This window comes from Stenotrophomonas sp. Iso1 (genome assembly GCF_027497995.1).
Lineage (GTDB): Bacteria > Pseudomonadota > Gammaproteobacteria > Xanthomonadales > Xanthomonadaceae > Stenotrophomonas.
In genome coordinates, this window is sequence record NZ_JAODBT010000004.1 from 87,488 (window position 1) to 99,703 (window position 12,216).

Sequence of the window (12,216 nt, forward strand, 5' to 3'; positions counted from 1 at the left end):
GGAACCTGCCATGGCACTGCCAAGCAAACTGAAGAACCTCAACCTGTTCAACGACGGCGAGAGCTACATCGGTCAGATCACCGAATTCAAGCTGCCCACGCTCTCCCGCAAGTTCGAGGAATACCGCGCCGGCGGCATGGGTGGCCCGATCAACATTGACCTGGGCAGTGAGCTGATCGAGGCCGAGTGGAAGTGTGGCGGGCTGATGCGTCAGGTGCTGCGCCAGTTCGGCGCGATCCGCCACAACGCCGTGCAGCTGCGCTTCGCCGGCTCGTACCAGCGCGAAGACACCGGCGAAGTGGATGCCGTCGAAATCGTTATTCGCGGTCGCCACAGCGAGATTGATCCGGGCACCGGCAAGGTCGGTGATGACACCGAGTTCAGCGTCAAGACCTCGGCCAGCTACTACAAGCTGACGATCAACGGCCGCGTTGAAATCGAGATCGACCAGGTCGGCATGCTCTTCATCGTTGACGGTGTGGATTTGCTCGAAGCCCACCGCCGCGCCATCGGCGTGTAACCCACTCGCCCGGCTGACTGAGGCCGGGCCTTTCGCAGAGAGAAACAGAGCATGAGCAAGAACACGAAGCCCGAAGTCGATGCGGCACAAGAACAGGTGTACCAGCCGGGCGTGGTGCCGTTGGAGCACCCGATCCAACGCGGTGACCAGGTCATCGACAAGGTTGCCCTGCGCAAGCCCGACTCGGGCAGCCTGCGCGGCATCAAGCTGATGGATCTGCTTCAGATGGACGTCACGTCCGTCAGCACCTTGCTGCCGCGTATCACCACACCGATCCTCACGCCGCACGACGTGGCCAAGATCGACCCGGCTGATCTGGTGGCGATCAGCACCGAGCTGCTTACTTTTTTTCTGAGCAAGGCGACGCGGGAATCCCTGCCTGCGTAGAGGACGCAATGGCCGACATCGCCGTCGTGTTGGGGTTCACCCTGACCGAGATGTCGGCCATGTCCCTGCCTGAATTGGTCGAGTGGCACGAACGTGCCCGTGTGAGAAGTGGAGCCCAGCAGTGATACAGTCCGCCCATGGCAACGTTCATCCTCTCTTTGTTCGCCCTGGCACTACTGGCAATTCTGTTTGCGGCGGTGGTGTGGGCGTTCAGCGCCGTGGCGCGCTTTCTGGCCGCCTTGCTTCCGTCCGATACGGAACGCACCGCTCCCTGAGTGATGCCCGGGCTGTCGTCGCATGAGCGGCGGCAACCTTCGACTGCAGGTTGTCCTGCAGGCACTCGACCAAGCCACCGCCCCATTCCGCAAGATCATGGCCGGCAGCAAAGGCCTGACCTCGGCGCTGCAGGCGCAGCAGGCCACCCTTCGCCGACTCAATGCCGCCCAACGTGACGTAAGCGCCTTCCGTGCGCAGCAGCAGGCTACGCGCGGCACCGCTGCGGCTCACCTACAGGCACAAGAGCGGGTGCGGCAGCTCGCCGCACAGATCGCCGCCACGGCCCAGCCATCGCGCAAGCTCAACAATGAGTTCAAGCAGGCCAAGCACGCCGCCGGCCAGCTCAAATCGCAGCACCAGCAACAGGCCACGGAACTGCAGCGCCTGCGCTCGCGCCTTGAGGGGGCGGGCGTCAGCACGCGCCAGCTCAGCAGCCATGAGCGGCGGCTGCGCACTGACATCGCCGCCACCACCGCCCAGATGGATTCCCAGCGCAAGCGCCTTGCCACGCTGGACGCAGCGATGGCGCGTAGCAAACGGATCCACACCGCTGGCATGAATGCTGCTGCGCATGGCGCCGGCATGGCCTTCGCCGGTGCCGGCGCGCTGCGCGTGGAAATGTTCCCCATTTCGCAAGCCATGACCTTCGAGTCGGCAATGGCTGACGTGAAGAAGGTCGTGGACTTCGATACGCCCGCCCAGTTCGCACAAATGAGCCGCGACGTGGAGGATCTATCGCGCATTCTGCCGATGGTGCCGGCCGACATTGCCAAGATCGTTGCCGCTGCTGGTCAGGCGTCGATCCCGCGCAAGGAGCTGCTGGCCTTTGCCGAAGACGCGGCAAAGATGGGCGTCGCATTCGACACCACCGCCGAAGATGCGGGCCAGACGATGGCCACGTGGCGCACCGCGTTCCGCATGGGCCAGAACGAAGTGGTCGTGCTGGCCGACAAGATCAACTATCTGGGCAACTCCGGCCCGGCAAGCGTCCAGAAGATCAGCGAGGTGGTGAACCGCATTGGTGCCTTGGGTGAAGTTGCCGGACTGGGCAGCGGCCCCATTGCGGCACTGGGCGCCACGGTGGCAGGCATGGGCATCGAGTCCGAGGTGTCGGCCACCGGCATCAAGAACATGTTGCTGACGCTCGCTGCGGGCGATGCTGCGACAAAGCGGCAGGTCGAGTCCTTCAAGAAGCTAGGCCTCAATGCCAGCTCCATGGCCAAGGCTATGCAGGACGATGCCGGCGGCGCCATCCTGTCCGTGCTGGAGAAACTGCAGCAGCTGCCCAAGCATGAGCAGGCCGCGACCATGACCGCGCTGTTCGGGCGCGAATCCATCGGCGCGATCGCACCGCTGCTGACGAATCTGGAACTGCTGAAAACCAACTTCGACAAGGTCACAGACGCACAGAAGTACGGCGGCTCGATGGGCGCCGAATACACCGCGCGTGTGGCCACGTCCGAGAACGCCCTGCAGCTGCTGACGAACACCAGCCTAGTCACGGCTCAGTCCATCGGCCAGACATTGCTGCCTGAGTTCAAACTGCTGGTGGAGCGCACCGCGCAGGTGGTTGGAAAGATCACCGATTGGATCCGCGATAACCCGGCATTGGTGGCCACCATCGCAAAGCTGACCATCGCCGGCACCGCCCTGGTCACCGTGCTGGGTGGCCTGCTGGTGGTCGGCGGCGTCGGGGCTATGGCACTGACGCAGATCCATAAGGCTGTGCTGCTTCTGAGCGGCGGTGGCGGCTTTGGCCAGTTGGTCAAGCAGGTGCTATCTGTCGGCGGTCGGGCCTTCCCAATGCTGCTCAACGCTGGCCGCATGCTGCTGCCGGTGCTGGGCGGTATCAGCGCGCCGGTGCTTGCCATCGGCGCCGCCATCGCGCTGGTCGCGGTGCTGGTCTGGAAGTACTGGGGGCCGATCAAGGCGTTCATGCTCGGGATGTGGGAAGGCATCCTCGATGTCATGCGGCCGATCTTCGATGAGCTGGTCACTGCGCTGCAGCCGCTGGCGCCAGTATGGAACCTGGTGTCCGATGCCATGGGTAAAGCCTGGGCATGGGTGAAGAAGCTGTTCGCCCCATTCGAGGCAACCACTGAGCAGTTGGAAGGTGCTGGCAACGCTGGCCGTGGTTTCGGCCAGATGCTTGCCGGCGTGATGTCCACGAACCTGAAAATTGCCGTCGCGGCCATCAAGCTGCTGGTGGGTGCTTTCGAGACCATCATGCCGATCATCCGAAACACGATGGGCGGCGCGTGGACCTACCTCAAGGGCGCTTGGGATCTGATCGCCGGCATTTTCACCCTCAACGGTGGCCGCATCACTGCGGGCCTGACAGCCATGTGGGAAGGCGTGAATCAGATCCTGAGCGGCTGGCCGGCGAAGATGTGGCAGGCCGGCATCGACATGATCACCGGGCTGATCAACGGCATCTTGGGCATGCAGGCCAACGTGCGCGGCATCGTGATGTCGCTGGCCGGATCCATCATCGATCAGTTCAAGGGCGTGCTGGGAATCCACAGCCCGTCCCGCGTGTTCGCCCAGTTCGGCGACTTCACCATGCAGGGGCTGGCCAACGGCTTGAACCGCAGCGCCGATGCGCCCCTGCAGCGCGTGATGAGCCTGGGCGAACGCATGCGGAAGGCAGGTGCAGGAATCGCCCTCACAGCGGCCACAGCGCCCGCCATGGCCGCAGGTGCGCCATTGATGGCCGCCAGTGCCGCACAGGCCACAGCGGGCAGCACAGGCGCCGCTACCTACGAGTTCCACATCCACACGCAGCCCGGCGACAGCGCGCAGGACATCGCGCGTGAAGTTCGCCGGCAGATCGAAGCCATCGAGCGCGAGCGCGCATCGCGCCGCCAATCGCGCCTCGCAGACTGAGCACCACCACCATGATGATGAGCTTCGGAACATTCGTATTCGCCCTGTCCACCGCTGCCTACGATTCGCTGCAGCGGCAAATGGACTGGCGCCACGCCAGCAGCGCCCGCGTGGGGGCCCGCCCCGCCCGTCAGTACGTGGGACCGGGCGAGGACACCATCACCCTGCAGGGCCTCATCAGCGCCGAGCTGACGGACAACCTGGACGTGCTCGATGACCTGCGCGAGCTGGCCAACCAAGGCAAGCCGCAGGCGCTGGTCGAGGGTACGGGCCGCGTCTACGGCGGCTATGTGCTGGTCAGCCTGGCCGAGACGCGCAAGGAGTTCTTCAGCGACGGCACGCCGCGCCTGATCGAATTCCAGTTGCAGTTGGAGCGCGACGAAGACAACAACGCCGAGGTGGCTGCATGAGGGCCGTTCCGTATCCCATCCCCGCTTGGCGCGTCACGATGGACGGGCAGGATCTCACCGCACGCTTTGCCCCGCGCTTGGACTCGCTGACCCTCACCGAATGTCGAGGCGATGAAGCCGACCAGTTGGACATCCAGATCCGCGACAACGACGGGCGCATGGCATTGCCGCGTCGTGGCGTCACCCTGCAGGTATCGCTCGGCTGGGAAGACCGCAGTCTTTTCAACAAGGGCACGTTCGTGGTGGACGACGTGGAGCACAGCGGGCCACCGGACGTCATCACGATCCGCGCCCGTAGTGCTGACCTCACGGGCGCCGTGCGCAGCCGCAAGGAGCGCAGCTGGCATGACACAACGCTAGGCGCGATCCTTGGCACGATTGCCAATGAGCATTCGTTGAAGGTGGCCATCGCGGCAGGCATGGCGAGTGTTCCCGTGCCGCATCTGGATCAAGCCAACGAAAGCGACATCAATCTGCTGACGCGCTTGGGCAAGCGCTTCGATGCGGTGGCCACCGTCAAGGCAGGCACGTTGATCTTCTCGCCTATCGGTTCCGGAACGACTCCCAGCGGTGCCGAGCTACCAGCGACTCAGATCACACGAGAGTCAGGCGACCAGCACCGCTACACCGTGGCGGATCGGGAGAAATACTCGGGCGTCCGCGCGTACTGGGGTGATCGAAACGCAGCACGACGAAAGGCCGTGTTGGTGGGCACCGCCGAGAACGAGAAGAAGCTGCAGGCCACCTACGCAACAGAGCAGGAGGCCCGTCAACATGCCGATGCGGAGTTCAAGCGATTGGAACGCGGTACCGCCACCATGAATTACACGCTGGCGCTCGGCCGCGCTGACATTTCACCCGAGCAAACGCTGACGTTGAGCGGATTCAAGAACGAAATCGACGGGACGGGCTGGCTGGTAGCAAAGGCCACGCATTCAATCGACCCCAACAGCGGGTTTACAACCGCGCTGGAACTTGAACACAGCCCAACGTAGTCAATCGATAACGGCCGCGCATACTTCAGGCATGCCCCGCATGGCCGCTATTTCGGCCGTCAACCACAACCAGCTGACCAATGTTTATTTCGATGGTTTCCTGCGGGTGCGTGTACCACGCGATCCCACATTGAACGTCACATCGCCCTGAGTAATTTCACCACTCATAACTTGGCCCAGGTTGTCGCCGCCAAACTTGACCGACTGACCACCGGGCACCGCAGGCCCCGCAGTGAGTACGGCCAACGCGGCGGCGCGAAGCTCTCCCGAAGTCGCGCGAAAACGCGCCAGCAATTCGGCTTCTGCAGCATCCATAGAACCTTCCCTGATGCCGGTGATCACGTACTGCACATCAACGCCAGCACGTGCAGCGGCCGCGAAGAAAAGCCCATCGGGCGAGCGCTCGCCCTTCTCGTATCTCAACTGAGCCATGCGTTTCATGCCGGCTAGTGCCGCCATCTCATCTTGATTCATGCCCAATCGGATTCGCTCTTCCTTGAGACGCGCGCCCATTTCTTCCATTTGAGTGATTTCCATTGTTGACAATGCTCCCAATCGGGAGCAACATCCGTATCAAGTTAAACAGCTTCGCACTATTACGCATGAACGCAAACAAATCCATGCAGCCGAAAACGGCCGCTCAGGTACGAGAAGAGTTCGCTAATCGTGGTGAATCCGTTGCGGACTTTGCCCGCCGTCACGACCTACTCGATTCCACCGTCCACCAAGTCCTCAACGGGCGACAGAAGGGAACGCGAGGCGAGTCACACCGCGCTGCGGTGTTGCTCGGCCTAAAGATCGGCACGCTTCCGAAAGTCAGCCGCTGAGGGTTCTGCATGTCTATGACGCTCGCCAGCGGAAAGGCCGTATTTCATTGCGAGGCGTGCCGCTCGCGCTTGGTGAAGCGCGATAGCAGCCTCCTGCATAAGCACCTGCGTCAAGACGTGTATGTGTGTTCCAACCCGTTGTGCTCGGCCAGCTACTCGGGCCACACGGAAATTACCGGCATCGCAAGCCCCAGCGGCGTTCCCAACGCGCCGGCTAGTGACCTACCCCCTACCCCCTCATATCAACGCGCAGTGCATGAGCGTTCGATGCGAGCAGCACAGAACAGAGACCAGCTGGACATCTTCGATAGCCAGCCCTTGAACTGAACAACTGAGGTTTCCCCAATGCCTTTGATCGAATTGGCGGCACTGCCGCCAACGGCGCAGCTTTGTCTGAAATTTGCTTCTGAGTGTCAGGGGCTGATTGCCCTGCAGCCCGGCTACGTTGGCCGCAGTGTCCCAGCGGAAACCACCGCCCTGACGTTCGGCGCGCTCCCCGTCATGCACCTCATCCGCCACCAACTGCTCCGCGTCCGCACCGGACGCGATCGTGAACTCGAACTCACCGACCGAGGCACCGCCTTGATCGAGCACGGCCGGTTCTTCTACGAGGAATCACAGAAATGAGCAGTGACGCCAGTTGGAAGACCGCGCAACAGGTGTCGTTCGTTGCAGGGCCTACGGGCTACGTGCCCACGCATCCGGCAGTAAAGGCCGCCGAGGCCGAAGCCATCCGCAACGACGTGGAAGCCTTCAAGGCTGCAGGTGGCCAGGTCATCGCAATCCCGTCTCCTTCCGCCCGCTGATCAGGTTGCCGTAATGCAAGAAGATATTCGCCAGCAGGTACTGACACGCATCGAGCAGCAGTACGGGCTTAAACACCGTAGCCAGACCGATTACATGCGCGGTGGCAAGTGCCCCCAATGCTCGAAGAAAGAGCTGTACACGAACTTCAGAACGCCGTGGGTGCTCCGCTGCGGCCGGCAGGCGAAGTGCGGCCACGAAGTGCGCGTGAAGGATCTGTACGACGATCTGTTCGATGACTACAGCAAGCAGCATCCGCAGACACAGCAGCAGCCCAATGCTGCGGCGGATGCGTACCTGCAGACCGCTCGCGGCTTCTCACTGGCGTCCCTGAGCGGCCTGTACGCGCAGGACAGTTACTACGACCGGAAGATCCAGCAGGGCACCGCTACGGTTCGCTTCGCGCTGGTCAAAGGCGGTTGGTGGGAACGGTTGATCGACCGGCCGCACCGCTTCGGCAAGCAGAAGGCCCGATTCGCACCGGGCCAGAGCTATGCCGGCGTTTGGTGGATGGCGCCGAGCGTGGCCACCGAGCTGCGCACGGCCAAAGAGATTTGGATAACCGAGGGCATCTTCGACGCCATCGCCCTGATGGAACACGACATCGCTGCCGTCTCAGGCATGTCCAGCAATGCCTACCCGGAAGAGTCGTTGGTCGAACTCAAGAACGCGCGGCTGGGCGATCTGCCTACGCTCGTTTGGGCGCTGGACAACGAACCGGGCGCCCGTGCGTACACGGCGAAACACGCTGCCCGTGCCGAGAAGTTGGGCTTCAGGTGCAAGGCCGCGCAGATCCCACAGCGCGATGGCACTAAAACCGACTGGAACGATTTGCACCTGCGTGCGCTGGCATCGGATTCCAGCGAAGAGCAGTGGCACGCTGATATTGCTGAAGCCCGCTATCAGGGCGATCTGCTGCTGGCCAAGTCAGCGGTGGAAAAGGGCCTGCTCATGTTCGGCAAGACCGAGCGACGGCAGTTCCACCTGGCTTTCCGTTCGCGCCTGTACTGGTTCGACTTCGACAGCGACCGCTTCGACAAGCTGTGCCGCGAGCACGCGACGCGCAAGGAAGACGCTGATGAAGATCTAGATCCGGCCGAGGCGGAGAAGATCCGCCGCGCGTGCTGCTCCGTGCGTGAGATCGCCAACTGCTACCCGCAGGCGCTGTACTTCCAGAGCCATGCAGCAACGGACGAAGCCTACTACTACTTCCGCGTGGACATGCCGCACGACGGCCCCAGCGCCACGGGAACCTTTACGTCGTCGCAGGCGTACAACGCCCCCACCTTCCGCGACCGGCTGGGCCACATTGCCCCCGGCGCCATGTTTGATGGCACAGGCTCTCAGCTGCTGCAGGTAATGAAAGACCAGCTGTTCAACATCAAGACCGTGAATACCGTGGATTTCGTTGGGTACAGCCCGGAACACGGCGCCTACATCTTTGGCGACATTGCGGTGCAGAACGGCGAGATCCGCCAAGCCAACTCAGAGGACTATTTTGAGTTCAACAAGCTGCGTTTGAAGACGACGCAGAAGTCGATTCGCCTGGACATCCAGCGTGACGCCGAGGCGTACCGCACCGATTGGCTGCCGTGGCTGTGGCTGTGCTTTGGAACGCACGGCATCGTTGCCCTGACCTATTGGTTCGGCTCACTGTTTGCCAATCAGATCCGCGCGGCTCACAAGTCGTTCCCCTTCCTCGAAGCGACGGGTGAGGCCGGCGCCGGCAAGACCACGCTGCTCACGTTCTTGTGGAAGCTACTGGCCCGCTGCGACTACGAGGGCTTCGACCCCGCCAAGTCATCGAAGGCCGGCCGCGCTCGCGGCATGGGGCAAATATCCGGCATGCCCGTGGTGTTGCTGGAAGCTGACCGCGACAGCCCGGGTACGCATGCGAAGTCGTTCGAGTGGGACGAACTGAAGGACTACTTCGGTGGCGGCACCCTTGCTGTCCGTGGCGTGCGCAACGCCAGCAACGACACATACGAACCGCCATTCCGGGGCACTATCGTGATCAGCCAGAACGCCCCGGTAGACGCCAGTGAGGCGATCCTAACGCGCATCGTGAAGCTGCATTTCAAGAAGCCGAAGGTCACCACCGAAAGCCGTATTGCAGCTGACAACCTCAACGCGCTGCAGGTCGAAGATCTGAGTCACTTCCTGATCAAAGCCGTTCGCGCCGAATCCAAGGTGATGGAGATGTTCGCGACCGGCGTGCGGGCATACGAAGCCAGCCTGCGCGAAGAAACCGAACTGCGGCTGGAACGTGTCATCAAGAACCATGCCCAGATGCTTGCACTGCTGGATTGTCTCGGCCTGGTCGTTGACCTGCCGCCGCACATGGTTGAGCAGACGCGGAAGGCGCTGCGAGGCATGGCGATGGAACGGCAGCTGGCCATAAGTGCCGATCACCCGATGGTCAACGAGTTCTGGGAAACGTTTGAGTACATCGACGGCCTCCATGGCAGTGATCGTCGGCTGCTCAATCACTCCCGCACCGACGACACCATCTCCATCAACCTCAACGAGTTCATGGCAGCAGCGGCGCGCCACGGCCAAGCGACGCCGGACCTCAACACGCTGCGCAAGCTCCTGCCCGAATCCCGGCGTCATAAGTTCATCGGCAGCAACGTGGCTGTGAACAGCGCGATCCGATCAGTCGATTTCAATAAGCCAGCGACGGTGAAGTGCTGGACGTTCAAGAAGAAGTAGCAACACCGCAACAGTGGTTCCGGCGGGTGGTGCGTCAACACCACCCCAAGGGCCTTCCCAACGAAGCTCAGGAGAAGAGTCATGCAACAGACGAACGGGCAGATGTCCGCCCCCGCTACACCCTCGCCGGTACCGACCACCGGAACCGGTGCCGAGGCTACCACGGTGCCCGGCAGCGTCAGCCGCACCGTCGCCGAGGCCACCATCACCATGCACGTCACGCACGACCAGGTGACGTTCTGCGCCGATCTGGCTATGGGCCGGGGCGTCGTGGTGCTGCAGCGCTGGAAGCGCCGTAGCGGCCCGGGCAAGGGCTGGTGGCGCGTAGAAGGGCCGGTAACGTTCCGGCCGCTGGCCAACTGTCTTGGGCGCGAGCTGTCCGACCTGCTCGACCGCCTGCCGTTCCCCTGCGAGGTGGCCAACATGCTGCCCCGCGCGGCAACGCCCGCCGCACTCGCGGCCATTGCTCAAGCACAGCAGGAGGTGGTCCATGGCTAAGTCAGTCGTCCTTTTTGGCCCCGTGGCCAGCGGCAAAACGCGCTACGGCAAGGAAATCGCCAGATGCATCGGCCTTCAACACGTAATGGATCTGGACGACGTGCAGCTGCAGGGCGAAGGGTTGCAGCGCAGCGGGTACTTGTACCTGTCCAACAGTGAGGCCTACGCGCAGCGTGCGACGCGGCTGCTGGGCACGAACTTGCTGCACATCGATGCCGCGCTCGCCGGCATCGGCGTGCGCCCCGCACAGGCGAAGTCCCGTCAGGAGGTGACCCGTGTTTGAACTCGCCCTGCTCGCGCTGGCACCCGCCGCCGGTGGCTCTCTGATCACCTACCTCACGCTGACTCGGAAGCCCGCTGTGAACCACACAGGCCTTGCCGTTGGCCAGATCACCATCAAGCGCCGCAGTGGCCGCATGGCTGTGCGTGCCGGGGGTGCTGCATGAACCTCGAACGTCGCAGTAGCAATGACCATGCCGGCGGCATGGTGTGCCATGGATGACATCAAATGCCAATGCACCCGATGCCGGAACGTGCATATGGAATCCGAGCGGCCACGCGGCAAGCTCGACAAGAACGGCGCGTATCCGATGATCTGCCCTCGTTGCGGCGGTCACAGCTACTACAAAGTGGAAATCAAGGAGGACGTATGACCCAGCAGCAACGGACACCGTCACGCCCCCTCCCTGCCTGCCCTGCAGGCCACCATCCGCGCTACATGCTCGATGGGCGCCGCATCGAGTCGCGCGGGGGCCATTTCATCGAATGCCGGTGCAGCCGCACCCCCAAATGCGCGACGTTCGACCTAGCATGGGCCCATTGGCACAAGCAGCACGGGATCCATCCGCAGCTGGACGCCCGGCCAGCAGGTAACAGCAACGTGGTGCAGCTTGGGCTTCGCTTGGCAGGAGTAGTGTCGTGAGCCGCCACGGATTCGGAACGTTCTGGCTGCTGTATGGGCAGTTCGGGCCGACCATGACCACCGAGCAACTCCGGGCCACTTACTTCCCCGATACCAAGATCAAGACGATGGCCAACAAGCACTGCGCCGGCCTGCTTCCCCCTCGAACAGGGGACATCTACGACACTAGGGACGTGGCGGAATGGTGGGATGGCCAGCGAAAAGCCAGCGCCGCATAACTACGAAACAAAAGGGCCACCCGCGAGGGTGGCCCTTTTGTCTGGACATCGGCACCAGTGCCATACGTGTACCCGCGCCCTTGAAAGCATTGATAGATCCAACTGTCGATCCAGTCCATCATCGGGGCCACGCACAGACGAATTCCGCTTAAATTCCATTCTTTCATGCACTTACTCTAACAATCCGCACCTTAAAGTGCCCGATAACGCCCGCCTTTTCGGCATTTCCCATTCATCTGTACCAACCGCGTACCAAGAATGACCTGGTACACCAAGGACCGGTACAGCGATGGCAACTCTCCAATCACGCAACGGCAAATGGCGCGCCATTGTGCGCCGTAAGGGCCACACGACACAGAGCCGGACGTTCCCTACCAAGACCGCCGCCAAGACATGGGCCGACCGCATCGAACGCGAAATGGCTGACATGGACGCGCGCGGCGGTACACCAGGAGAGAGCACCACACCTAGATCGTCACAGCGCCCAAATGCATACGCGGAGAGATCCGCATTCGTTTCGATTACCTCCTCATGTGCAGCCGCCACAATTGCAAATGTATCTGCGCGAGTAAGCAGAAGCAGAATCTCTTCCAAGGTCCACCCTAAAGGGCGCCTCACAAGTTGCGCTGTACCTCCATGGGTGTATTTATGCAGCCACGTTGCCGGGCCAGGGTTGTTCAATCCATCCGCCAGAATTTTGATATCTGGGAAGGTGGACGCCAACTGCTTCGCAAGCTGTTCGAGCAGGCGGGGACACGAGT

At 62.2% G+C, this 12,216-nt stretch carries 16 protein-coding genes; 15 read left to right on the forward strand and 1 reads right to left on the reverse strand.

Annotation, left to right across the window (positions count from 1 at the left end):
• Positions 1–10 precede the first annotated feature (10 nt).
• From PAN08_RS15495 to PAN08_RS15525, 7 genes are read left to right on the forward strand one after another with little or no spacing between them, the layout of a single operon-like run.
• Positions 11–520, forward strand: a complete 510-nt coding sequence (locus tag PAN08_RS15495) for a phage major tail tube protein (protein ID WP_269792414.1) — start codon at positions 11–13, stop codon at positions 518–520.
• 51 nt (positions 521–571) lie between these two features.
• The gene (locus PAN08_RS15500) at positions 572–907 is read left to right on the forward strand and encodes a phage tail assembly protein (RefSeq protein ID WP_269792415.1); all 336 of its coding nucleotides are present in this window, start codon (positions 572–574) and stop codon (positions 905–907) included.
• Between the two features lie 8 nt (positions 908–915).
• A complete protein-coding gene (locus PAN08_RS15505; protein ID WP_269792416.1) occupies positions 916–1,032 on the forward strand; it encodes a GpE family phage tail protein in 117 nt (38 codons plus the stop codon).
• A 12-nt stretch (positions 1,033–1,044) separates the two neighbouring features.
• Positions 1,045–1,182: a hypothetical protein gene (locus tag PAN08_RS15510; RefSeq protein ID WP_269792417.1), complete on the forward strand. Its 138-nt coding sequence runs from the start codon at positions 1,045–1,047 to the stop codon at positions 1,180–1,182.
• 22 nt (positions 1,183–1,204) lie between these two features.
• Entirely contained in the window at positions 1,205–4,069 is a 2,865-nt protein-coding gene (locus PAN08_RS15515; RefSeq protein WP_269792418.1) for a phage tail tape measure protein, read from the forward strand.
• A gap of 11 nt (positions 4,070–4,080) precedes the next feature.
• Entirely contained in the window at positions 4,081–4,479 is a 399-nt protein-coding gene (locus PAN08_RS15520) for a phage tail protein (RefSeq protein ID WP_269792419.1), read from the forward strand.
• Positions 4,476–5,474 carry a phage late control D family protein gene (locus tag PAN08_RS15525; protein WP_269792420.1) on the forward strand — a complete coding sequence of 333 codons (999 nt, stop codon included), beginning with the start codon at positions 4,476–4,478 and terminating at the stop codon, positions 5,472–5,474. The genes PAN08_RS15520 and PAN08_RS15525 overlap by 4 nt, the downstream gene beginning before the upstream one ends.
• Before the next feature lie 84 nt (positions 5,475–5,558).
• On the opposite strand, the gene PAN08_RS15530 is transcribed toward PAN08_RS15525, so the two are convergent.
• Complete coding sequence (locus PAN08_RS15530) at positions 5,559–6,011, reverse strand: helix-turn-helix transcriptional regulator (protein WP_269792421.1); 453 nt, start codon at positions 6,009–6,011, stop codon at positions 5,559–5,561.
• 305 nt (positions 6,012–6,316) lie between these two features.
• On the opposite strand from PAN08_RS15530, the gene PAN08_RS15535 reads away from it, so the two are divergent.
• The 8 genes from PAN08_RS15535 (at position 6,317) to PAN08_RS15570 (ending at position 11,455) form a co-directional block, all read left to right on the forward strand.
• Complete coding sequence (locus tag PAN08_RS15535; RefSeq protein ID WP_269792651.1) at positions 6,317–6,628, forward strand: ogr/Delta-like zinc finger family protein; 312 nt, start codon at positions 6,317–6,319, stop codon at positions 6,626–6,628.
• An 18-nt stretch (positions 6,629–6,646) separates the two neighbouring features.
• Entirely contained in the window at positions 6,647–6,928 is a 282-nt protein-coding gene (locus PAN08_RS15540; protein ID WP_269792422.1) for a hypothetical protein, read from the forward strand.
• On the forward strand, positions 6,925–7,107 hold the full coding sequence (locus PAN08_RS15545; protein ID WP_269792423.1) for a hypothetical protein: 183 nt from the start codon (positions 6,925–6,927) through the stop codon (positions 7,105–7,107). The genes PAN08_RS15540 and PAN08_RS15545 overlap by 4 nt, the downstream gene beginning before the upstream one ends.
• A gap of 13 nt (positions 7,108–7,120) precedes the next feature.
• On the forward strand, positions 7,121–9,817 hold the full coding sequence (locus tag PAN08_RS15550) for a toprim domain-containing protein (RefSeq protein ID WP_269792424.1): 2,697 nt from the start codon (positions 7,121–7,123) through the stop codon (positions 9,815–9,817).
• Positions 9,818–9,898: 81 nt separating this feature from the next.
• Positions 9,899–10,315 (forward strand): hypothetical protein, encoded by a 417-nt coding sequence (locus tag PAN08_RS15555; RefSeq protein WP_269792425.1) that lies wholly within the window; start codon positions 9,899–9,901, stop codon positions 10,313–10,315.
• On the forward strand, positions 10,308–10,598 hold the full coding sequence (locus PAN08_RS15560) for a hypothetical protein (protein WP_269792426.1): 291 nt from the start codon (positions 10,308–10,310) through the stop codon (positions 10,596–10,598). Before PAN08_RS15555 ends, PAN08_RS15560 begins: the two co-directional genes overlap by 8 nt.
• Entirely contained in the window at positions 10,591–10,761 is a 171-nt protein-coding gene (locus PAN08_RS15565; RefSeq protein ID WP_269792427.1) for a hypothetical protein, read from the forward strand. Before PAN08_RS15560 ends, PAN08_RS15565 begins: the two co-directional genes overlap by 8 nt.
• 472 nt (positions 10,762–11,233) lie before the next feature.
• Positions 11,234–11,455: a hypothetical protein gene (locus PAN08_RS15570; protein WP_269792428.1), complete on the forward strand. Its 222-nt coding sequence runs from the start codon at positions 11,234–11,236 to the stop codon at positions 11,453–11,455.
• Positions 11,456–12,216 lie beyond the last annotated feature (761 nt).